Source organism: Sphingomonas sp. R647, assembly GCF_020177055.1.
Classification (GTDB): domain Bacteria; phylum Pseudomonadota; class Alphaproteobacteria; order Sphingomonadales; family Sphingomonadaceae; genus Sphingomonas.
This window is the reverse complement of record NZ_JAIQXT010000001.1, coordinates 412,696-433,233: the sequence shown is the minus strand read 5'-3', so window position 1 is coordinate 433,233 and position 20,538 is coordinate 412,696. Positions and strand designations below refer to the sequence as shown.

The following is a 20,538-nucleotide window of genomic DNA, read 5'->3' as shown; positions in this document are numbered from 1 at the left end:
CTATGGCCGCATATGACAAGGCCGATCTGGAGCGCCGGATGAACGGCGCCGTCGAGTCGCTGAAGCATGACCTGGGCGGGCTGCGCACCGGGCGTGCGAGCACCACGTTGCTCGAGCCGGTGACGGTCGAGGTCTATGGCTCGCACATGCCGCTCAACCAGGTCGCGACGGTGTCGGCGCCCGAGCCGCGCATGCTGTCGGTGCAGGTGTGGGACAAGTCGAATGTCGGCCCGGTCGACAAGGCGATCCGTTCCGCAGGCCTGGGCCTCAACCCGATCGTCGACGGGCAGAATCTGCGCCTGCCGATCCCGGACCTGACCGAGGAGCGTCGCAAGGAACTGGCCAAGCTCGCCAGCAAATATGCCGAGGCCGCCCGCATCGCCGTGCGCAACGTGCGCCGCGATGGCATGGACAGCCTCAAGACCGACGAGAAGAAGGGCGAATTCGGCGAGGATGACCGCAAGCGGCATGAGGCCGACGTCCAGAAGATGACCGATGCGACCATCGCCGAAATCGACGCCGCGTCGAGCGCGAAGGAAAAGGAAATCCTCGGCAAGTGACCGCGGCCTGCGCGCCTCTTCCGGCTGGTCCGGAAGGCGGGGCCGTTCCCCGCCATGTCGCCATCATTATGGACGGCAATGGTCGCTGGGCGAAGGCCCGGCGGCTGCCGCGTCTTGCCGGTCACAAGCAGGGCGTCGAAGCGGTGCGTCGCGTGTCCAAGGCGGCGCGGGAGCAGGGCATCGAGGTGCTGACGCTCTACGCCTTTTCGTCCGAGAATTGGCGGCGTCCGGAGGAGGAAGTGCGCGACCTGATGGGGTTGCTGCGCCATTTCCTGAAGAATGAGCTGAAGGATCTGGTCGCCGAGAATGTGCGGTTGCGCGTGATCGGCGACTATCATGCGCTGTCGAGCGATCTGGTCGCGATGATCGACGAGGCGATTGCCCGGACATCGGTCAACACCGGGGCGACGCTGGTGATCGCGCTCAACTATGGCGCGCAGGCGGAGATCGTCGCGGCGGCGCGGCGGCTGGCGAGCGCCGCGAAGGCGGGCGACGTCGAACCGCACGCGATCGACGAGGCGATGTTCAGCGATGCGTTGACCACGCATGACCTGCCCCCGCTCGACCTGTTGATCCGTACGTCGGGCGAGCAAAGGCTGTCGAACTTCCTGCTGTGGCAGGCGGCCTATGCCGAATTGCTGTTCGTCGAGACGCTGTGGCCCGATTTCGATGGGGCGGCGCTGGCCGATGCGGTTGCGCAGTTCGGGCGGCGGCAGCGTCGGTTCGGGGGCCTGTGACCACAGTTCAGCCTCGCAAGAACGCCGATCTTGGCACCCGAGCGGTGGTCGGCGTGGCGTTGATCGCGATCGCGGCGGCGGCCTTGTGGTTTGGCGGGTTCGCCTTTTGGTTGCTGGTGACGGTCGCGGCGCTGGTGATGGTTCACGAATGGGGTGGGCTGCACGGCGCGACTCCGCAGCAGAAGAAGCTGGCGCAATATGCGCTGATGGTGCCGCTGGCGATCATGTCTCCCTGGGCGGCGGGTCCGAGTTTTCTGGCATTCGGCCTTGTTCTCGGTGCTGGCTTCTTCACCGCGATCGTCACGCGAAACGGCGCACTGGGAGCGGGGGCAGTCTATGTCGGGGTGCCTGTCCTTGCCTTGCTGACACTGCGAGACTGGCCGGAAGGACTGTTGCTCGCATTCTGGGCGATGGCGCTGGTGTGGGCGTGCGATATCGGTGCCTATTTTGCCGGGCGCGCGATCGGCGGGCCGAAGCTGATGCCGAGTGTGAGCCCGAACAAGACCTGGGCTGGACTTGCCGGCGGAATGAGCGCGGCGGGGCTATTTGGCTGGGCGCTGACCTATTGGGGGCTGCCGGCTGGGCTGGCGGCAGCGACCCCCGCGCTGGCTGTATTCGCGCAGGCGGGTGACTTATACGAAAGCTGGTTGAAGCGGCGCGCGGGGGTGAAGGATTCGGGGACGATCCTGCCCGGCCATGGCGGCGTGCTTGATCGGCTCGACGGGCTGGTTCCGGTGGCACCGATGGCCGTACTCATGTTGTTGGCGATGCAATGAAGACGATCACAATCCTTGGCGCGACCGGATCGGTGGGGACGTCCACGCTCGACCTGATCGAGCGCGATCCGGCCGCGTTCGAAGTGGTCGCGCTGACCGCCAATTGCGATGTCGAGCGGCTGGCCGCGGCGGCGAAGCGGGTGCGGGCGAAACGGGCTGTCGTTGCGGATCCGTCCTGTCATCAGGCGCTGAGCGACGCGCTGGCGGGGACCGGGGTCGAGGTCGCCTCGGGCCCTGACGCGGTGTGCGACGCGGCGCGGATGGGCGCGGACTGGACGATGGCGGCAATCGTCGGCACCGCCGGGCTGAAGCCGGTGCTGGCCGCGCTTGAGGGCGGGCAGGCGGTGGCGCTGGCGAACAAGGAGTCGCTGGTTTCCGCTGGCGATGTGGTGATGCAGGCCGCAGCGGCGACCGGCGCGACGCTGTTGCCGGTCGATTCGGAACATAATGCGGTATTCCAGTGCCTTGAGACGCAGAATGCGGACCGCATCTCACGCATCATCCTGACCGCGAGCGGTGGGCCATTCCGCGAGCGGACGCTGGCTGAGATGCAGGCGATCACCCCGGAGCAAGCGGTGGCGCATCCCAACTGGTCGATGGGGGCGAAGATCAGCGTCGATTCGGCGACGATGATGAACAAGGGTCTGGAGCTGATCGAGGCGTATCACCTGTTCCCGGTGACGCCCGAGCAGCTCGACGTGATCGTCCACCGCCAGTCGGTGATCCATTCGATGGTCGAATATGTCGATGGGTCGGTGCTGGCGCAGCTCGGTTCGCCCGACATGCGCGTGCCGATCGCGCATGCGCTGGCGTGGCCGCGACGGATGGAGACGCCGTGCCAGCGCCTTGATCTCGCCACCATCGGGCGGCTGGATTTCGAGGCGCCGGACTATGTCCGTTTCCCGTGCCTGAAGCTGGCGCGTGAGGCGCTGGCGGCGGGCGGGGCGCGGCCGGCGATCCTGAATGCGGCGAATGAGGTGGCGGTTGCGGCGTTCCTCGCGCGCCAGATCGACTTTCTTGAAATTGCCGCAATCGTCGCGGATACCCTCAATCGCTACGACCCGGCCGCGCCGGAAACGCTCGATCAGGTTTTGGCGATCGATGCGGAGGCGCGGATTTTGGCGGGCGAGCGTGTGAAGGACTGCGTAGCTTGACTGAAACCCCGGGTTTCTTCCTTTACCTGATCGCATTCTTCCTGATCATCGGGCCGCTCGTCTTCGTGCACGAGCTGGGTCATTACGCTGCCGGCCGCTATTTCGGGATCAAGGCCGAGGCGTTCTCGATCGGGTTCGGGCGCGAGGTGGCGGGGTTCACTGACAAGCGCGGGACGCGGTGGAAGTTCGGGTGGCTGCCGCTCGGCGGTTACGTCAAGTTCGCGGGCGACATGAACCCGGCAGGGCAGCCGAGCCCCGAATGGCTCGCGCTGCCGGCCGCGGAGCGCGCCCAGACCTTTCAGGCCAAGCCCTTGTGGCAGCGCGCGATCGTGGTCGCGGCGGGGCCGATTACCAATTTTCTGGTCGCGATCGCGATTCTCGGCGCTTTCGCGGTCGCCTATGGCGAGGCGAAGATGCCGGCGGTGGCCGGTCAGATCCAGCCGGGCACACCTGCTGCGGCTGCCGGACTGAAGCCGGGCGATCGGTTTGTCGCGATTGGTGGGCGACAGGTCGAAACATTTGAGGACATGATGCGCTTCACCTCGCTGCGCGCGGGGATGAAGGTGCAGATCGATTATGTGCGCGACGGACAGCCGGCGCGTACCGAGGCGGTGATCGGCCGCCGGGTCGAGAAGGATCGGTTCGGCAACGAGACAAGCCGCGGAATTCTGGGGATTGCGCCGAGCGAGCAGGTGGTACGGACCCCGATCGCTTGGTGGCAGGCCCCCGCCGTTGGCTTCAACCGCACCGTCTCGCTGGTCGGGACGATGATCGATGGCCTGGGCCAGCTGATCATGGGGCGGGTGCCGGTCAGCGAATTGGGCGGGCCGTTGCGAATCGCCAAGGTTTCCGGCGAGATGCTTTCGCTCGGGATCGAGCAGTTCATCATCATGGCCGCGCTCATCTCGATAAATCTGGGGTTCATTAACCTGCTGCCAGTCCCGGTGCTGGATGGCGGCCATCTTCTGTTCTATGCGGTTGAAGCGGTCCGCCGGAAACCCGTCGAGCCTGAGGTGATGGAATGGGCATTTCGCGGCGGGATGGTGGCGATACTCGCGTTGATGCTGCTGGTAACATTCAACGATCTGGGCGCCTTTGGCGTGTGGAGAAGCCTGGCCGGGTTGATCGGCTGAACCGGTTGGGGCAGGGCGTGCGAACGAGCGCAAGCTTCCGACCAAAATCTCTTAGATCCGACTGGGGTGGGATGGTGACGGCTATCAAGGTTACAAAATTCGGCGCGCGCGCCTCTGCGGTCCTGTTGGCCGGCACGACATTGTTCGCGCTCGCCACCGCCGCGCAGGCTCAGCAGGCGCCAGCCACCGCTCCGGTCGCGCAACAGCCGGCTCCGCTGCCGGCGGCGCTCGAGACGCGCACGATCCGCACGCTGCGGGTCGAAGGTACGCAGCGGCTCGAGCCCGAGACGGTGCTGTCGTACACGCGGCTGCGCGTTGGCCAGACCTATACGACCGAGAGCCTCGATCAGGCGATCCGCGACGTGCTGGCGAGCGAGTTGCTCGCCGACGTGACGATCGAGGGCGTCGAGTCGGGCGACATCGTGTTGCGCGTGCGTGAGAATCCGGTGATCAACCGCGTCATCCTTGAGGGCAACAAGCGCCTGAAGGACGACAAGATCGTCAAGGAAATCAAGCTCGCCCCGCGCCAGATGTTCACCCGCACCGCCGTGCGCGCGGACGTTGCGCGGATCGTCGAGCTGTATCGCCGTCAAGGTCGCTTTGCCGCGACGGTCGAGCCGAAGATGGTCAGCCTCGATCAGAACCGTGTCGATGTCGTGTTCGAAGTGCGCGAAGGACCCAAGTCCAAGGTGCGCCAGATCAACATCATCGGCAACGAGCAGTTTCCCGATGGCAAGCTGCGCGGCGAGATGGCGACCAAGCAGGCGCGTCTGACCAGCATCATGAGCTCCAACACGAGCTATGATCAGGATCGTCTTGCCTATGACCAGCAGAAGCTGCGCCAGTTTTACCTGACCGAAGGCTATGCCGATTTCCGCGTGGTTTCGGCAGTCGCCGAGCTGACCCCGGACAAGCGCGACTTCATCATCACCTACGTGATCGAGGAAGGGCCGCGCTACAAGTTCGGGCCGGTCAAGGTCGACAGCAACATTCGCGACTTTGACGATGAGGCGCTCGCCAAGAACCTGTCGATGAAAGAGGGCGACTGGTACAACGCCAAGATGGTCGAGGACACGATCGACCAGCTGTCGGAGACGGCGGGTGCGTTCGGCTATGCCTTTGCCAATGTCAGCCCCGACTTCCAGCGTGATCGCGAGAAGTTGACGATGTCGATCAACTTCAACATCGCCGAAGCGCGCCGCACTTATGTCGAGCGGATCGACATCAACGGCAACACGCAGACGCAGGACAAGGTGATCCGCCGCGAGCTGCGTCTGGCCGAGGGCGACGCGTTCAACACGTTCCTGGTCAAGCGCTCGCAGGACCGCATCAACTCGCTCGGCTATTTCAACGAGAAGTTCGAGATCGAGCAGAAGGAAGGGTCGGCGCCCGACCGCGTCATCCTGACCGCGAATGTCGAGGAGAAGTCGACCGGCGAGCTGACGCTGTCGGCGGGCTTCTCCAGCCTTGAGCGGTTCATCTTCCAGGGATCGATCCGCCAGCGCAATTTCCGCGGCAAGGGCCAGGATCTGCGTCTGTCGGCCGATTACTCGAGCTATTCGAAGTCGGTAGAGCTTGGCTTTACCGAGCCTTATCTGTTCGACCAGAACATTGCGTTGGGCGGCACGCTGTTCCGCCGCGACTATAACTCGTTCAACTATCTCGGCACCGATCGCCGGACGACCTATGAGCAGGTTTCGACCGGCGGTCAGGTCGTGCTCGGCGTGCCTCTGACCGAGTTCTGGACGCTGTCGGGCCGTTACTCGCTAACCTATGAAACCGTTTCGCTCGACCCCAACTCCTTCTTTACGAATGGCGCGTGCGATCCGTTGAAGGCGGGGCGCTATCTGTGCGAGGCGCTGGGCAACCGCTGGACGTCTGCGGTCGGTCTGTCGCTGATCTATGACAGCCTGAACAGCCGACTGCGCCCGACGCGCGGTCAGCGGCTGGTGGTTGGCACTGACTTTGCTGGCCTGGGCGGGGACGTGAAGTACCTGCGTGGGCGCTTCGACGGTGACAAATACTGGAACGTGGGTAGCGGGTTCATCTTCTCTGCTGGCGTTGAAGGCGGTTACATCCACAGCCTGGAAGACTCCGCCGCTGGGGTGGACCCCGTCCGCATTACCGACCGCTTCTTCCTGGGTGAGCCGCAATTCCGCGGCTTCGATATTCGCGGCGTCGGCCCACGCATTCAGCGTGTGAGCTATTCCGGGAGCGTCGCTGGCGGCAATCAGACGCTGATCACCGACGAGGACCAGATCTTCGACGATGCGATCGGTGGCCGTGCTTACTATCTCGGCAAGCTGGAGCTTGAGATTCCGTTGGGCGCTGGTGCGCGCGAAATGGGAATTCGTCCCTCGATCTTCCTGATGGCAGGCGCCAACTGGGGCGTGCGCGAGCCGAACAAGACGGCGGAGTTCACCCAGGCGCGCTTCTTGACCAATGCCGACGGGTCGAAGACGATCCTTACCGATCCCAGCAACCCGGCCTGGGCCGGCGCCGCATTGGCGACGAATGCAGATGGGTCGCCCTCGCTGTTGCCGATCCAAACGCCGCAGACGACGGTCGTCAACGGCAATACGGTGCCGCTCTATGCGGTACCGATTTCCGATGCCGTTGCTCCGGGACAGCTCACCACCTGTAGCATCGGCTTTGCCACGACGGCAGGCGGCGCTTGCTCGGGCACCTCGGTCAATGGCATCTACAACATCCAGACGGATCCGTTCGTCGAGCGTTTCCTTGGCAATTCGCCCAAGCCGCGCTTGTCGGTCGGGGTCGGCGTCAATTGGAACTCGCCGTTCGGGCCGCTGCGGCTGGATCTGGCGCACGCCTTCCTCACGCAGGAAGGCGACGACACCAAACTCTTCACATTCAACGTAGGGACTGCATTCTGATGCGTAACACCAAAACCATTCTCGCCGCGATTGCGGTCGCGGGTGCCACGTTCGGCACCGGCGCTGCGGTTGCGCAGACGCTGGCCGATGCGAAGGTAGCCGTCGTCGATGTCGAGCGCGTGATGAGCACCTGCGTTGCCTGCGTTGCCGCGCGCGGCCAGCTGCAGACTCAGCAGACCCAGCTGCAGCAGTATGCGCAGCAGCAGACGGCACCGCTGCAGACCGAGCGCACCGCGATCGAGGCCGCGATTCGCGCTGCAAACGGTAAGCCCGATGCCGCACTCGAGCAGCGCGTTCAGGCGTTCCAGCGTCGCGCGGAGCCGATCCAGCGCGCGATCTCTGAGCGTGAGCAGACGCTGCGCCGCAACGCGCAATATGTCGATCAGCAGGTCGCCGAGCGTCTTGCCCCGGTGATCGAGCAGGTTGCCAATCAGCGCGGCGCCACCGTCGCCATGTCCAAGAGCACGCTGCTGTTCGCGGCAACTTCGGCGGACATCACCGATCCGGTGCTCGCGGCGCTCAACCAGCAGCTGCCCAGTGTCCAGACCGTCGCGCCGGCGCCGCAGCAGTCGCAGCAGCCTGCGGCCGCACCGGCGCAGCCGGCACCCACCGGCCGGTGAGCGACGCCGCCGAAGGAAAGGCCGCCATCGGCCCGCTCGACGTGACGCGGGTTATGGCGGCGCTTCCGCACCGTTATCCGATGCTGCTGGTCGATCGGGTCGAGCAGCTGATCCCCGACGAGCGAATCGTCGCGATCAAGGCGGTGTCGATCAACGAAGAGTTCTTCCAGGGGCATTTCCCCGGAAGGCCGATTATGCCCGGCGTCCTGCAGGTGGAGGCGCTGGCGCAGGCGGCGGGCGTCCTCGCGGTCGAGAGCCTCGGCCTCGCCGGCACCGGCAAGCTGGTCTATTTCATGTCGATCGACGGCGTGAAATTCCGCAAGCCGGTCGAGCCGGGCGTGTTGCTGCGGCTCGAGGTCGAGTTCGTTCAGAAGCGGTCGCGGATCTGCAAGTTCGCGGGCAAGGCGTATCTGGGCGATGATCTTGCGACCGAATGCGAATTCACCGCGATGATCGCCGATCCGCCGAGCGTCTGACGCTTCGACACATAGTAGCATTGCATGAAGCGCGCGGCTCTGTTAGGGGCCGCGCCTTCTTGTTGCCGGTCGGAAACCGGCGCTCAAATTCAAGGAACAGATCCGTGAAGGCCGATACGCATCCCGATTATCACATGATCAAGGTCCAGATGACCGACGGCACCGTCTATGAGACGCGTTCGACGTGGGGCAAGGAAGGCGATCTGATGCAGCTGGAAATCGATCCGCTGGCGCACCCGGCGTGGACCGGTGGCCGTGGCCAGATGCTCGACAGCGGCGGCCAGGTCGCGCGCTTCAACAAGCGTTTCGGTGGTCTCTCGCTCTCCAAGAAGTGAGCCAGTCGGGCGTTTAGCCCGATCGAACCCGATAAAACGGCCCGTCCCGCATTCCGGGGCGGGCCGTTTGCGTTTCGGGAAGCCGTTAACGCGGCTTTAGCCATCGCGGCCTAGGCTGCCCGCATGGTTTCCACGGGCAAACGCAGTTTCACCGCAGAGTTCGAACCGGCAGTGCTGGGTCGCCGCCGCGCGCCGCGCGCGCCGGTGTCGCTTGATGCCAAGGTGGGTCGGGGTGGTCTTGACCGGGCGCTGTGCAAGGTCGTCGACCTGTCGACGAATGGCGCAAAGATCGAGACCTATTCGGCGATCCGGCGCGATTCGATCATCTGGCTGACCTTGCCGCATGTCGGCCACTGGGCCGCGCGCGTCGTGTGGTCGAACGACTTCGAAGCCGGCCTCGAATTCCAGATACCGCTGAGCGAGGACGAGTTCGAGATGCTCGCCGCCTGATCGGGCGCGCATCAACGCACATCCTGTTTGGACTTGCCGGCGAATCCGCTTAAGAGCGACGAAACGCCGTGATCCATGCTCTCGCCAACCCCACGCGCTTCCTGAAGATCGCGCGCCCGTTGACGCCCATCCTGTTCTGGAGCGGGCTGCTGCTGACGCTTGTCGGGGCATGGGGCGGGCTGACGCAGACCCCGCCGGACTATCTGCAGAAGGAAAGCGTCCGCATCCTCTACATCCATGTGCCGAGCGCGTGGCTGGGGATGGGGGGATGGAGCGCGCTAGCGATTGCGTGCTTTGCCTATCTCGTCTGGCGGCATCCGCTGGCGATGGTGGCGGCGCGCGCGACGGCTCCGGTGGGGGCGATGTTTGCGGCGCTGTGCCTGATTACCGGGTCGATCTGGGGGCGGCCGACCTGGGGCACCTGGTGGCAGTGGGACGGGCGGCTTACATCGATGTTACTGCTGTTCTTCATCTATATCGCATGGATCGCGCTGGAGCGTGCGGATCGCGAGCGCGGTGGGGACGGGCGGATCCCGGCGCTGTTCGGGATCGCGGGAACGGTGCTGCTGCCGGTGATCCGCTATTCGGTGGTGTGGTGGAACACGCTGCATCAGGGGCAAAGCCTGACGCTGACCAAATCGACCATCCATGATTCGATGCTGTGGCCGCTGCTGCTGACGCTTGGCGGATTCTCGCTGCTGTTCGGCGGGATCGTGCTGATGCGGATGCGGGCGATCCTTGCCGAGCAGCGGGTAGAGGCGCGGATCCGGCGTATGGCCCAAGGATGACAACGTCGTGAACCATTGGCCATTCATTCTCGCCGCTTATGCGGTCGTGACGCTGGGGATTGGCGGACTGTCACTGGCGAGCTGGCGCGCGATGCGCCGCGCGGAAGCCGCAGCCGATGCTTTGAGGGACCGGAGATGAAGGCAAAGCACCAGCGGCTGATGCTCGGGCTGCTAGCGCTCGCCGCGATCGGCGGCGCGAGCGGGCTGGCGCTGTCGGCACTGCGCGATCAGGCGGCATTCTTTTACACGCCGAGCGACCTGGCGACCAAGACGCCCGAACCGGGCAAGGCGGTGCGGCTGGGCGGGATGGTGCAGACGGGCAGCATCAAGAAGCTGTCCGATGGCATCACCATCACGTTCGTCGTCGCGGACAATGCCGGGACGGTCCCGGTGCGCTTCACCGGGGTCGCGCCGGACCTGTTCAAGGAAGGGTCGGGCGTGGTCGCGGAAGGCAAGTTCATGCCCGATGGCAGCTTCACCGCGGACAACCTGCTCGCCAAGCATGACGAGCGCTACATGCCGCCCGAGATTGCCGACAAGATGCCGCCGCCGGAAGCGAGCACGCGATGATCGCCGAAGCGGGCCTTGCCGCCTTATGGTTTGCAGCGGCGCTGGCATTGCTCCAGCTCGTCGCGGCCGCGCTGGGGCTGCGGCTGCAGGCGAGCGCGTCGGGCAATGATCTGATCGCCGCAGTGCGTCCGGTCGCGATCGTTCAGGGGTTGCTTGCGGCCTTGTCCTTTGCGTTGCTGATCACGCTGTTCGTCCAGTCGGACATGTCGGTGCTGTTGGTCGCGCAGAACAGCCATTCGGCCAAGCCGATGCTGTACAAAATCGCGGGCGCATGGGGGAACCATGAAGGCTCGATGCTGCTGTGGGTGACCGTGCTGGCGCTGTCGGGCGGAGCGATTGCGCTGCTGGAGCGGCAGCTGGATCGCGCGACGTTGACCGCGACGCTGGGTGCGCAGGCGGCGATTGCGCTGGGCTTCTATGCCTTTCTGCTGATCGCTTCGAACCCGTTCATGCGGCTCGATCCGCCGGCGCTGGACGGGCTGGGCCTCAACCCGTTGTTGCAGGACCCGGGCCTCGCCTTCCACCCGCCGACGCTGTATTTTGGTTATGTCGGTTTGTCGGTCGCGTTTTCCTTCGCGGTCGGTGCGATGGTGACGGGCGTGGTCGGTCCGGCCTTTGCGCGCGCGATGCGGCCATGGGTGCTGGCGGCGTGGGTATTCCTGACGATCGGGATCACGGCGGGCAGCTACTGGGCTTATTATGAGCTGGGCTGGGGCGGCTGGTGGTTCTGGGATCCGGTCGAGAATGCCTCGCTGATGCCGTGGCTCGCCGCGACCGCGCTGCTCCATTCGGTCAATGTGCTGGCTGCGCGCGACGGCTTGCGCGCCTGGACGCTGATGCTGGCGGTTGTCGCCTTCTCGATGTCGATGCTGGGCACGTTCCTTGTGCGGTCGGGCATCCTGACCAGCGTGCACGCCTTCGCTGTCGATCCGACGCGCGGGTCGTTCATTCTGGTGCTGCTCGCGCTCTATATCGGCGGGGCACTGCTGCTGTTCGCGCTGCGGGCGGGTACCGTCCGTGCGGGGCAGGGGTTTGATCCGCTGAGCCGTGAGGGTGGGTTGGTGCTCAACAACCTGTTGCTGACCGTCATTCTTGGCATCGTGCTGATCGGGACGCTGTATCCGATTGTTGCGCAGGCGATGGGCGAGCAATTGTCGGTGGGGCCGCCCTTCTTCAACAAGACGGCGGGACCGGTTGCGCTGGTGCTGGTTGCCGCAATGGCGGCGGGGCCGCTGCTCAAGTGGCGGCGTGACGATGCGAACGGGTTGCTGACGAAGCTGACCGTGCCGGTCGCGGTGGCGATGCTGGCGATGGCGGCGACCTTCGTGCTCGCACCGGGCACGGGTTGGATGGAGATCGTCGCGCTGGGCCTCGCGGCGGGGCTGACCATTGCGAGCTTTGCCCCGCTGTGGAAGCGCAACCTGCTGCGCACGCCGCTGTTCACCTGGGGCATGGTGGTCGCGCATTTCGGTGTGGCGGTTAGCCTTGCCGGGATGGCGGCGGACAGTGCCTTTACCAAGGAGCGGCTGGTCGCGGCGGTTTATGGCCAGCCTTATCAGGTCGGGCCGTGGCGCGTGGTGCTGGACGGTGTTGGTCCGGCGGTCGGCGATAACTGGTCGGCGGTCGAGGGTCGGGTGACCGCGCGTCGGGACGAGCGCCCGACGATCCTGTTGCGCCCGCAACGCCGCTTCTATGCCTCGCCGCCAACCGATACCGCCGAAGCCGCGATTGCGACGCGGTGGGATGGGCAGCTCTATGCCGTGCTGGGCGAGCAGGATGCGCAGGGGCGCTGGCAGCTGCGGATGTGGTGGAAGCCGTTCGTGACGTTGATCTGGTTCGGGGGCGGGCTGATCGCGCTGGGCGGTGCGCTGTCGCTGTTCGGGCGGCTGTTCCGCACGCGCCGCAATGCGCGGCGGCGGGAGGACGCGGTATGAGCCGCTGGAAGCTGTGGCTGCCGCTGATCGGCTTTGTCAGTCTGGTGGCCGTGGCGGTCTATGGACTGCGCGGGACGGGCGAGACGGTGGTGAAGTCGGCACTGGTCGGCAAGCCGCTGCCGGAGTTCACGCTGCCCGCGATGGTGCAGGGCAAGCCGGGGCTGACCCGCGCCGACCTTGCCACCGGCAAGCCGCGCCTGCTCAACGTCTTTGCCAGCTGGTGCGTGCCGTGCATTGCCGAGGCACCGCAGCTGATGCAGCTCAAGGCCGCTGGCGCACAGATCGACGCGGTGGCTATCGCCGATACGCCCGAGGCGGTTGCAGCGTTCCTGTCGCGCCACGGCGACCCATACGCCCGCATCGGCGATGATCGGCAGCGCGTGGTGCAGATCGGCCTTGGTTCATCGGGCGTGCCCGAAACCTTCGTGATCGACGGGCAGGGCCGGATCGCGATGCAGCATATCGGCGATATCCGTGAGGATGATGTGCCCAAGCTGCTCGCCGCGCTGGAGGCTGCACGATGAGCCTGATCCTGGCCATTGCGTTGGCCGCGGGCGCGCCCGCCGATCTTGGCTATACCCAGCTGCCCGATGCGCGGCAGGAGGAAGCCGCGGCGGAACTGATGTTCGAGCTGCGCTGCCTGGTCTGTCAGGGCCAGTCGATCGCCGACAGTGACGTGTCGATGGCGGCGGACATGCGCCGCGTGGTGCGCCAGAAGATCGCGGCGGGCGAGAAGCCCGAAGATGTGCGCGCGTGGCTGATCGAACGCTATGGCAGCTATGTGACCTATGACCCGCCGTTAAGCTGGGCGACCGCGCCCTTGTGGCTGGCGCCGCTGTTGTTGCTGGCGCTGGGGCTATGGGTCGCGCGGGGTAGTTTCCGGTGGAGGCGCAGCTGATGGGTTGGGTGATGCTGGCGCTGGTGGGTGCCGCCGCGTTCGGCCTGTTGGCGCTGTTCGGGGCACCGCGCGCCTTGTGGAGCTTTGGCGCGGCTGCGCTGATGCTCGGCGCGACCGGCTATGCGCTTCAGGCCAAGCCGGGACTGGCTGGGGCACCGGCGGCGAGCAAGGCTGCAGCGGTGGATGATGAGGGCGTCGCGCGGATGCGTAAGCTGCGCGGGGCGATGTTCGGGCAGTTCACGTCGCTCGACACGGCCTTTTTCCCCGCCGATGCGCTGATCCGCACAGGCAATCCCGATAGCGCGGCGCGGATGATGCTGGGCGCTGTGCGCCAGCAGCCGCAGAATGCCGCGCTGTGGACGTGGCTCGGCATGACGCTCGTTGAGGCCGATCAGGGGACGATGTCGCCTGCGGCCGGCCTAGCCTTTCGCCGCGCGACCACGTTGGCGCCGAAACATCCCGGGCCGTTCTTCTTCTACGGCATGGCGCAGGCGCGGGTGGGGCAGCCGGAGGCAGCAATTCCATTGTTGATGCGCGCCTATCAGCTGACGCCGGAACGGGCGGAGTATCGTGGCGACATTGCGGGGGCGCTGACCCGGGCCCGGATGTTGGCGGCGATGCGTGCGCAGGCAGCTCAGCGCCCAGCTGAATAGGATCAGTGCGTAGCGGCGTTTTGTGCGAGTTGCGCTTCAACCAGCTGGATCGCCTTCTGCACCGCCGCTTCGATCGAGAGGAAGCTGGTGTCCAGCACCGCCGCGTCTGGGGCCGCGACCAACGGGGCTTCGGTGCGCTTGCTGTCGCGTTCGTCCCGCGTGCGGATGTCGGTGAGGACGCGGTCGAGGCTGACGCTTGATCCGCCCTTGCGCAATTCAGCGTGGCGGCGGCGCGCGCGAATCATCGGGGTCGCCTTGACGAACAGCTTGGCGTCGGCGTCCGGTGCGATGACGGTGCCGATGTCGCGCCCGTCGAGGATCGCGCCGGCCGGCTGGGCGGCGAAGCGCTTTTGCCGCTGAAGCAGCGCGGCGCGGACCAGCGGGTGGGCGGAGACGATCGACGCGGCCTTGCCGACCTCATCGGTGCGCAGCCATTCGTCGGCGAGCAGCAGATCATCGAAACTGGTGGCGGCAACCGCGTCTGCCTCCTGCGTCGGGTCGAGCTCGTCGCGCAGCACCGTCGCCGCGACAGCGCGATAGAGCAGGCCGGTGTCGAGATGCGGGAGGGCGAAATGACGCGCGAGTGCGCGGGCGATGGTGCCCTTACCGGAAGCAGCGGGTCCGTCGACGGCAATGATCATGGCTGGTGGTCGGTCAGTCGATCGAGGGTTGGGAAAAAGCCCGGATAGCTGGTCGCGACCGGGCTGGCATCGTCGATCGTCACCGCGTCGCGCGCGCCGAGTCCAGCCACCGCCATGCTCATCGCGATACGATGATCGAGATTCGAGGCGATCTGTGCGCCGCCGGGGAGCAGCTCGCCGCCCTTGCCCTGAATGGCGAGGCCGTCCTCAAACTCTTCAAGTCGCACACCATTGGGTGCGAGCGCAGCGACCATCGCCGCGATTCGATCCGATTCCTTGACCCGCAGTTCCTCCGCACCGCGCGCCACCGTGCGCCCGCTGGCAAAGGCAGCAGCGACGAACAGCACGGGGTATTCGTCGATCATGCTCGGCGCGAGATCGGGCGGCACTTCGATCGCGGACAGCGGCGCGTGGCGGACCTGAAGGTCTGCAACCGGCTCGCCACCGACGATGCGCGGGTTCAGTTCGGTGATATCCGCGCCCATCATCTTGAGCGCGGTGATGATGCCGGTGCGGGTCGGGTTCATCCCGACATTGGCGATGACGATGTCGGAGCCGGGCACGATCGACGCTGCGACCATCCAGAAGGCGGCCGAGGAGGGGTCGCCGGGCACCGCGATCTGCTGTGGCTGAAGCTCTGCCTCGCCGCGAATCGCGATCACGCGGCCTTGTGGCGTCTCCTCGACGGTCAGGTCCGCGCCAAAGCCGCGCAGCATCCGCTCGCTATGGTCGCGGGTCGGTACGGGTTCGATCACGCGGGTGATGCCGGGGGTGTTGAGCCCGGCGAGCAGAACCGCCGACTTGACCTGAGCCGAGGCGACGGGAAGCGTATAATCGATCGGCACTGCGGGGCACAGGCCGCGCTTGGTGAGCGGCAGACGCCCACCGGGGCTTGAGGTGAACTCGGCACCCATCGCCGAGAGCGGGTCGATCACGCGGCCCATCGGGCGTTTCGACAGCGACGCGTCGCCGGTGAAGGTGGCGGTGATCGGGTGGCTGGCAACAAGGCCCATCAGCAGGCGGGTCGACGTGCCCGAATTGCCCATCTCCAGCGCCGTCTGCGGCTGAAGCAGCCCGCCGACGCCGACGCCCGCGACATGCCACACCCCGTCTGCGTCGCGTTCGATCTGTGCGCCCATCGCCCGCATTGCCGCCGCAGTGGCGAGCACGTCCTCACCCTCCAGCAGCCCTTCGATCCGGCTTTCGCCGACCGCCAGGCCCGCAAACATGAGCGAACGGTGGCTGATCGATTTGTCGCCGGGAACGGTGACGATACCGCGCAGCGGCCCGCGGGCGGAAATGGCGAGGGGAAGGGGAGAATGTGCGCTCATCGGCGGCGGCTTTGACAGGGGGCTTGCGCTATGGCAAGGCGCGCGCCACTTCAACGGGGACTAGTTTCCCGTCATCCCAGTAATTTCGAACAAAAAGGCATGGAACGCCACATGGTGAAGCCGGAATGGGGCACGAAGCGGAGCTGCCCGAAATGCGCGACCCGCTTTTACGATCTGACGAAGGATGAACCGGTAACCTGCATCAGCTGCGGCTATGCGTGGGAGCCGGAGCCGATCCTGAAGTCCAAGCAGCCGCTGCCGTTCGAGGCGGTCAAGGCTGACATCGAGAAGGTGAAGAAGGACGACACCGATCTGGGTGACGAAGATCTGGACATCGACGAGGACGCCGAGGGTTCGCCCGATGACGACGTCGATCTGGGCGGTGACGACGACCTGGGCGTCGATACCGGGGATGCAAACGAAGAAACTTGAGAAAAAGCGGTTGCACACCGCGCGATGGCTGCTAAAGGCCATCGCCTTCCCGGAACGGATGGGGCCGTAGCTCAGCTGGGAGAGCGCTGCAATGGCATTGCAGAGGTCAGGGGTTCGATCCCCCTCGGCTCCACCATCCCTTCCAAGAAACGGCCGGAGCGCATTGCGCATCCGGCCTTTTCTTTGTCCGGCGGGCGTGTGTCGTCGCCGTGAAACCCGTCCCGCATCGGCACAGGCGTTAACGATCCTTTAGGGATGGCCGAAAGCGTAAACGGCGCGTTAACTTCCGGCCATGCGACGCGAACTCATCCTGACCGGCGCCAGCCGCAGCCACCCCTTCCGCGCCAACCTGCCGCAGGTGCGCGCCGAAGTCCGCCGCCGTGAGGATGCGGGTGATCTCAAGCTCTTCGCCTTGAGCTTCACCGCGTTCTTTGTGTGTATTTACACCTTCATTTTTTGAAGGCGGCAGCGGCCTGCTCCCCCACCCGGCCACCCATAGAATACGCTGCCGTTGGGTGGCCGGGTGGGGGAGCGGGCCGGTGCCGTTTCAGCGAAGCTGAAAACGAGCCTAGTCGCAGATGCGGTGCAGCTTCTGGGCGATCCACGCCGAGATGATCGCCATCCCCGCGACGAATAGCAGCTGATTCGCGGGCGTGACGCCCAGCGCTGTAATCCCCATTACCATCAGCGCGCCCAGCACCATGCCAAAGGCGTTGACAATGTTATTCGCGGCGACCGTCCGCGCAGTCTGGTCCTTGGTCACCGTTGTGGTGAGGAAGGCGTAGAGCGGGACCACGAACATGCCCCCCGCGATCGCGATCGCCATCAGGGTCACCAGCACGATCCACGCCTGAGGCATCACGATGAAGCTCATCATGTCGTAGAGCCCGCCATCGGGCGCGCGGACCCAGAGTTTCGATTCGAACGAGAAGGCGACGACGAACACCGCCATCGCGATCACCGAGATCGGCGAGAACTTCGCGGAAATCCGCCCCTTCAGCATCGCGTTGATGATCACCGACCCGATCGCGACGCCGACCGAGAAGGTCGCGATCATCAGGCTCGCCACGCGCTCGTCGGACGTCAGCACGTTCTTGGCGAGCGGGGTGAAGATGACGATCAGCACCGACCCCATCGTCCAGAAGAAGCTGATCGCGCAGATCGCCCAGAACAGGCGGGGGATGTGCATCGTGTTGCCGATCAGCCGCCACGATGCGGTGAAGGGGTTGAAGTTGAGCTTGAGCTGCGCGCCCTGGCGCGGGGCGGTCGGGACCATGCGGCCGGTAAACCAGCCGATAAAGGCGACGATCAGCGTCAGCCAGCCGGCGGTCTCGATCGTCACCCAGCCCGCGATCACGGTGCCGAGCAGGATCGACAGATAGGTCGCGGCCTCGACCATGCCGGTGCCGCCGAGCACCTCGTCCTCCTTGAGGTGCTGAGGCAGGATCGCGTATTTGATCGGGCCGAAGAAGGTCGAATGGGTGCCGAGCATCAGCACCGCGCCCAGCATCATGCCGACGCCGACCATCGGATAGCCCATCTTGGCCACGAGGATGCCGCATCCGCCAAAGATCATGATGCCGATCTCCGCCGTCTTCACGATGCGGATGATCTGTGCCTTGTCATAGGTATCGGCGAGCTGGCCCGACAATGCCGAGAGCAGCACGAACGGGAGCAGCGCCACGCCGGTGGCAAGCGCGTTGAAGACGAACTCGGTCTCCGGGTCGTTTAGCACCTGATAGGTGGCGAACAGCACCATCGCGGTCTTGAACAGATTGTCGTTGAACGCCCCCAGGAACTGCGTGACGAACAGGGGGAGAAACCGGCGCTCCTTGAGCAGTCCGAGCGCGTTGTTCATATGCGTTGCGGGCCTTCGTCCGTCAAAACTGGCGCACGCATAGCCGGGGCGCATATGACGCGGCAACCGCTATCGCGCGTAACGGGGGATGATCACCGCGCCGGGTGGTGCTAGAGCGGGACCATGCTGACGCTGCCTAACATTCTGACGCTGTCGCGAATCGTCACGGTTCCCCTGCTGGTCTTCTTCCTGTGGTGGCCGGAGTGGCAGGCAGGCTATGCGCTCGGATTCGCGACCTACTGCCTGATGGGGTTCACCGATTATTTCGACGGCTATCTCGCGCGGTCGCGGGGGACGGTGTCGAAGCTGGGCGTGTTCCTCGATCCGATTGCCGACAAGATCATGGTCGCGGCGGTGATCCTGATCCTGTGCGCCAAGGAGCTGATTCCCGACGTGCACATGATCGCGGCGCTGGTGATCCTGCTGCGCGAGATCGCGGTATCGGGTCTGCGTGAGTTTCTGGGTGGCATTCAGGTGTCGATGCCGGTTTCCGCGCTGTCCAAGTGGAAGACTGCGTTGCAGCTGACCTCGCTGGGCGGGCTGATCCTTGCTGGTGCGCTGCCGGGCTGGGCGTGGGTGCATGACGTCAGCCTTGCCATGCTGTGGGCGGCCGCGGCGCTGACGTTGATCACTGGATGGGACTATCTGCGCGTCGGCCTCAAGCACATGGACAGCTGATGCGGCTGTTGTACTTCGCCTGGGTTCGCGAGACGATCGGGGTCGGCGAGGAAGACGTCCAGCCGCCGGAGGCGGTGCGCACAGTATCGGACCTGATCGATTGGCTGCGCGGGCAGAGCGAGGGCCATGCGCTGGCGCTGGTTGATTTCAAGCGGCTGCGCGCGGCGGTCGATCAGAAGTTCGTGCCGCTCGACAGCGATCTAGGGCCAGCGCGCGAAGTCGCGATTTTCCCCCCGGTGACGGGCGGATGATTCGCGTTTCGGTCGATTCTGCACCGATCGATGTCGGCGTTGAACTGGCGGGGATCGAGGAGAGCGGGGCGGGGGGGATCGCGAGTTTTATCGGCGTGGTGCGCGGCGATGGCGGTGTGACCTGCCTTGAGCTCGAACATTATCCCGGCATGACCGAAGCGGTCCTGTGCGACCTAGCCGAACAAGCGATGACGCGCTGGGCATTGATGTCGGCCGTGATCGTGCATCGCGTGGGGCCGATGGAGCCGGGAGAGCGGATCGTGCTGGTCGCGACCGCCGCTGCGCATCGCGGTGCGGCGCTGGAGGCGTGTGCGTTTCTGATCGACCGGCTAAAGACCGAGGCTCCGTTCTGGAAGCGGGAACAGCGCGGGGAGCGCGCGACTTGGGTCGACGCGCGGGAGAGCGACGCGGAGGCGGCGAATCGTTGGACGGGCTAGCCGGCGGTTCCCGCCTGAGCCAGCACCTCTGCCAGCAACCTGAAATCGCGTTCCCGGGGACTCGCCTTGCGCCAGACCAGTGCGATGCGGCGCGTCGGATTGTCGGCGCGCAGCGGGCGGGCGGTGATGTGGGTGTGGTCAAGGATGCCGGCTTCGATCGCCATTTCGGGCAGCATCGTCACGCCGAGGCCATTGTCGACCATCTGCACCATCGTGTGCAATGAGGTGCCAAGCATCGTTGCCTCGGCCCGAAGCTCCGGGCGGTTGCACGCGGCCAGTACATGATCCTTCAGGCAATGCCCGTCTTCGAGCAGCAGCAACCGCGTTTCGTCGATTTCGCTGGCGCTGATGCTGGCATGGTCGGGCTCATACTCGCCCTCAGGGAACGCCACGAACAGGCGGTCGTCGAACAACGGTGCGGTTTCGACATCGCCACAGGCATAGGGCAGGGCGAGCAGCACGCAATCGGTGCGGCCCGTCTGCAGGCTCTCGCAGGCCGCGCCGCTCGGCTCTTCGCGCAGGAACAGCTTGAGGTCGGGATAGCCTTTGCGCAGCCGCGGCAGGATGCGCGGAAGCAGGAACGGAGCGATAGTCGGGATGACGCTCATCCGCATCTCACCCGACAGCGGTCGTCCGGCGGCGCGGGCAAGGTCGGCCAGTTCATCCGCCTCGCGCAGCACGCGCCGCGCCTTGTCCACGATCCGCTCACCCAATGGGGTAAAGCGGACGACGCGCCGGGTGCGCTCGACCAGCACCACGCCGATCAGCGTTTCAAGCTCGCGAAGTCCTGCGGACAGGGTCGACTGCGTGACGAAGCTCGCCTCCGCCGCACGCCCGAAATGGCCGTGATCCTTGAGCGCGACGAGATATTGAAGCTGCTTGAGCGTCGGGAGGTAGGTCTGCGCCATTGATCGGTCCAAGCGATTGATGGC

26 protein-coding genes and 1 tRNA gene are annotated in these 20,538 nt (G+C 65.4%); 23 read left to right on the top strand and 4 right to left on the bottom strand.

Annotation, left to right across the window (positions count from 1 at the left end):
• Positions 1–2: 2 nt before the first annotated feature.
• From frr to K9B35_RS01905, 17 genes are all read left to right on the top strand, one after another.
• Positions 3–560 (top strand): ribosome recycling factor, encoded by a 558-nt coding sequence (gene frr, locus K9B35_RS01985; protein ID WP_224920125.1) that lies wholly within the window; start codon positions 3–5, stop codon positions 558–560.
• Entirely contained in the window at positions 557–1,297 is a 741-nt protein-coding gene (locus K9B35_RS01980; protein ID WP_224920124.1) for an isoprenyl transferase, read from the top strand. The genes frr and K9B35_RS01980 overlap by 4 nt, the downstream gene beginning before the upstream one ends.
• Positions 1,294–2,073: a phosphatidate cytidylyltransferase gene (locus K9B35_RS01975; RefSeq protein ID WP_224920123.1), complete on the top strand. Its 780-nt coding sequence runs from the start codon at positions 1,294–1,296 to the stop codon at positions 2,071–2,073. Before K9B35_RS01980 ends, K9B35_RS01975 begins: the two co-directional genes overlap by 4 nt.
• Positions 2,070–3,227 carry a 1-deoxy-D-xylulose-5-phosphate reductoisomerase gene (locus tag K9B35_RS01970; RefSeq protein WP_224920122.1) on the top strand — a complete coding sequence of 386 codons (1,158 nt, stop codon included), beginning with the start codon at positions 2,070–2,072 and terminating at the stop codon, positions 3,225–3,227. The genes K9B35_RS01975 and K9B35_RS01970 overlap by 4 nt, the downstream gene beginning before the upstream one ends.
• Positions 3,224–4,360, top strand: a complete 1,137-nt coding sequence (locus K9B35_RS01965; protein ID WP_224920121.1) for a M50 family metallopeptidase — start codon at positions 3,224–3,226, stop codon at positions 4,358–4,360. The genes K9B35_RS01970 and K9B35_RS01965 overlap by 4 nt, the downstream gene beginning before the upstream one ends.
• Positions 4,361–4,431: 71 nt before the next feature.
• Positions 4,432–7,254 carry an outer membrane protein assembly factor BamA gene (bamA, locus tag K9B35_RS01960; RefSeq protein WP_224920120.1) on the top strand — a complete coding sequence of 941 codons (2,823 nt, stop codon included), beginning with the start codon at positions 4,432–4,434 and terminating at the stop codon, positions 7,252–7,254.
• The gene (locus K9B35_RS01955; protein WP_224920119.1) at positions 7,254–7,874 is read left to right on the top strand and encodes an OmpH family outer membrane protein; all 621 of its coding nucleotides are present in this window, start codon (positions 7,254–7,256) and stop codon (positions 7,872–7,874) included. Before bamA ends, K9B35_RS01955 begins: the two co-directional genes overlap by 1 nt.
• Entirely contained in the window at positions 7,871–8,350 is a 480-nt protein-coding gene (gene fabZ, locus K9B35_RS01950; protein WP_224920118.1) for a 3-hydroxyacyl-ACP dehydratase FabZ, read from the top strand. Before K9B35_RS01955 ends, fabZ begins: the two co-directional genes overlap by 4 nt.
• Positions 8,351–8,454: 104 nt before the next feature.
• Positions 8,455–8,685: a 50S ribosomal protein L31 gene (rpmE, locus tag K9B35_RS01945; protein ID WP_145845438.1), complete on the top strand. Its 231-nt coding sequence runs from the start codon at positions 8,455–8,457 to the stop codon at positions 8,683–8,685.
• Positions 8,686–8,808: 123 nt separating this feature from the next.
• The gene (locus K9B35_RS01940) at positions 8,809–9,135 is read left to right on the top strand and encodes a PilZ domain-containing protein (protein ID WP_224920117.1); all 327 of its coding nucleotides are present in this window, start codon (positions 8,809–8,811) and stop codon (positions 9,133–9,135) included.
• A gap of 68 nt (positions 9,136–9,203) precedes the next feature.
• Positions 9,204–9,923, top strand: a complete 720-nt coding sequence (ccmC, locus tag K9B35_RS01935) for a heme ABC transporter permease CcmC (protein WP_224920116.1) — start codon at positions 9,204–9,206, stop codon at positions 9,921–9,923.
• Positions 9,924–9,930: 7 nt separating this feature from the next.
• On the top strand, positions 9,931–10,062 hold the full coding sequence (gene ccmD, locus K9B35_RS01930; RefSeq protein WP_224920115.1) for a heme exporter protein CcmD: 132 nt from the start codon (positions 9,931–9,933) through the stop codon (positions 10,060–10,062).
• Positions 10,059–10,493 (top strand): cytochrome c maturation protein CcmE, encoded by a 435-nt coding sequence (gene ccmE / locus K9B35_RS01925; RefSeq protein WP_224920114.1) that lies wholly within the window; start codon positions 10,059–10,061, stop codon positions 10,491–10,493. Before ccmD ends, ccmE begins: the two co-directional genes overlap by 4 nt.
• Positions 10,490–12,427 (top strand): heme lyase CcmF/NrfE family subunit, encoded by a 1,938-nt coding sequence (locus tag K9B35_RS01920; protein ID WP_224920113.1) that lies wholly within the window; start codon positions 10,490–10,492, stop codon positions 12,425–12,427. Before ccmE ends, K9B35_RS01920 begins: the two co-directional genes overlap by 4 nt.
• Positions 12,424–12,951, top strand: coding sequence for a DsbE family thiol:disulfide interchange protein (locus K9B35_RS01915; protein ID WP_224920112.1), 528 nt, complete (start codon positions 12,424–12,426; stop codon positions 12,949–12,951). Before K9B35_RS01920 ends, K9B35_RS01915 begins: the two co-directional genes overlap by 4 nt.
• The gene (locus K9B35_RS01910; protein ID WP_224920111.1) at positions 12,948–13,325 is read left to right on the top strand and encodes a cytochrome c-type biogenesis protein CcmH; all 378 of its coding nucleotides are present in this window, start codon (positions 12,948–12,950) and stop codon (positions 13,323–13,325) included. Before K9B35_RS01915 ends, K9B35_RS01910 begins: the two co-directional genes overlap by 4 nt.
• Positions 13,325–13,978 carry a tetratricopeptide repeat protein gene (locus tag K9B35_RS01905; RefSeq protein ID WP_224920110.1) on the top strand — a complete coding sequence of 218 codons (654 nt, stop codon included), beginning with the start codon at positions 13,325–13,327 and terminating at the stop codon, positions 13,976–13,978. Before K9B35_RS01910 ends, K9B35_RS01905 begins: the two co-directional genes overlap by 1 nt.
• Positions 13,979–13,980: 2 nt before the next feature.
• On the opposite strand, the gene cmk is transcribed toward K9B35_RS01905, so the two are convergent.
• Positions 13,981–14,619, bottom strand: a complete 639-nt coding sequence (cmk, locus tag K9B35_RS01900; protein ID WP_224920109.1) for a (d)CMP kinase — start codon at positions 14,617–14,619, stop codon at positions 13,981–13,983.
• Positions 14,616–15,950 carry a 3-phosphoshikimate 1-carboxyvinyltransferase gene (gene aroA / locus K9B35_RS01895; protein WP_224920108.1) on the bottom strand — a complete coding sequence of 445 codons (1,335 nt, stop codon included), beginning with the start codon at positions 15,948–15,950 and terminating at the stop codon, positions 14,616–14,618. The genes cmk and aroA overlap by 4 nt, the downstream gene beginning before the upstream one ends.
• A 111-nt stretch (positions 15,951–16,061) precedes the next feature.
• Between aroA and K9B35_RS01890 the strand changes: the two genes are divergently transcribed.
• The 3 genes from K9B35_RS01890 (at position 16,062) to K9B35_RS01880 (ending at position 16,842) form a co-directional block, all read left to right on the top strand.
• A complete protein-coding gene (locus tag K9B35_RS01890) occupies positions 16,062–16,382 on the top strand; it encodes an FYDLN acid domain-containing protein (protein ID WP_224920492.1) in 321 nt (106 codons plus the stop codon).
• Between the two features lie 60 nt (positions 16,383–16,442).
• A tRNA-Ala gene (locus K9B35_RS01885) sits at positions 16,443–16,518 on the top strand.
• A 156-nt stretch (positions 16,519–16,674) separates the two neighbouring features.
• The gene (locus K9B35_RS01880; protein WP_224920107.1) at positions 16,675–16,842 is read left to right on the top strand and encodes a hypothetical protein; all 168 of its coding nucleotides are present in this window, start codon (positions 16,675–16,677) and stop codon (positions 16,840–16,842) included.
• Between the two features lie 108 nt (positions 16,843–16,950).
• Here K9B35_RS01880 and K9B35_RS01875 read toward each other — a convergent pair whose 3' ends face one another.
• Entirely contained in the window at positions 16,951–18,240 is a 1,290-nt protein-coding gene (locus K9B35_RS01875) for an MFS transporter (protein WP_224920106.1), read from the bottom strand.
• 123 nt (positions 18,241–18,363) lie between these two features.
• Here K9B35_RS01875 and pgsA point away from each other — a divergent pair, with 123 nt between their 5' ends.
• Genes pgsA through K9B35_RS01860 form a run of 3 tightly spaced genes read left to right on the top strand, consistent with a single transcriptional unit; the run spans position 18,364 to position 19,606 of the window.
• On the top strand, positions 18,364–18,918 hold the full coding sequence (gene pgsA / locus K9B35_RS01870; RefSeq protein ID WP_224920105.1) for a CDP-diacylglycerol--glycerol-3-phosphate 3-phosphatidyltransferase: 555 nt from the start codon (positions 18,364–18,366) through the stop codon (positions 18,916–18,918).
• A complete protein-coding gene (moaD, locus tag K9B35_RS01865; protein ID WP_224920104.1) occupies positions 18,918–19,169 on the top strand; it encodes a molybdopterin converting factor subunit 1 in 252 nt (83 codons plus the stop codon). The genes pgsA and moaD overlap by 1 nt, the downstream gene beginning before the upstream one ends.
• Positions 19,166–19,606 (top strand): molybdenum cofactor biosynthesis protein MoaE, encoded by a 441-nt coding sequence (locus K9B35_RS01860; protein ID WP_224920103.1) that lies wholly within the window; start codon positions 19,166–19,168, stop codon positions 19,604–19,606. The genes moaD and K9B35_RS01860 overlap by 4 nt, the downstream gene beginning before the upstream one ends.
• On the opposite strand, the gene K9B35_RS01855 is transcribed toward K9B35_RS01860, so the two are convergent.
• Positions 19,603–20,514, bottom strand: a complete 912-nt coding sequence (locus K9B35_RS01855) for a hydrogen peroxide-inducible genes activator (RefSeq protein WP_224920102.1) — start codon at positions 20,512–20,514, stop codon at positions 19,603–19,605. The two genes, K9B35_RS01860 and K9B35_RS01855, sit on opposite strands and share 4 nt — an antisense overlap.
• Positions 20,515–20,538: the final 24 nt, after the last annotated feature.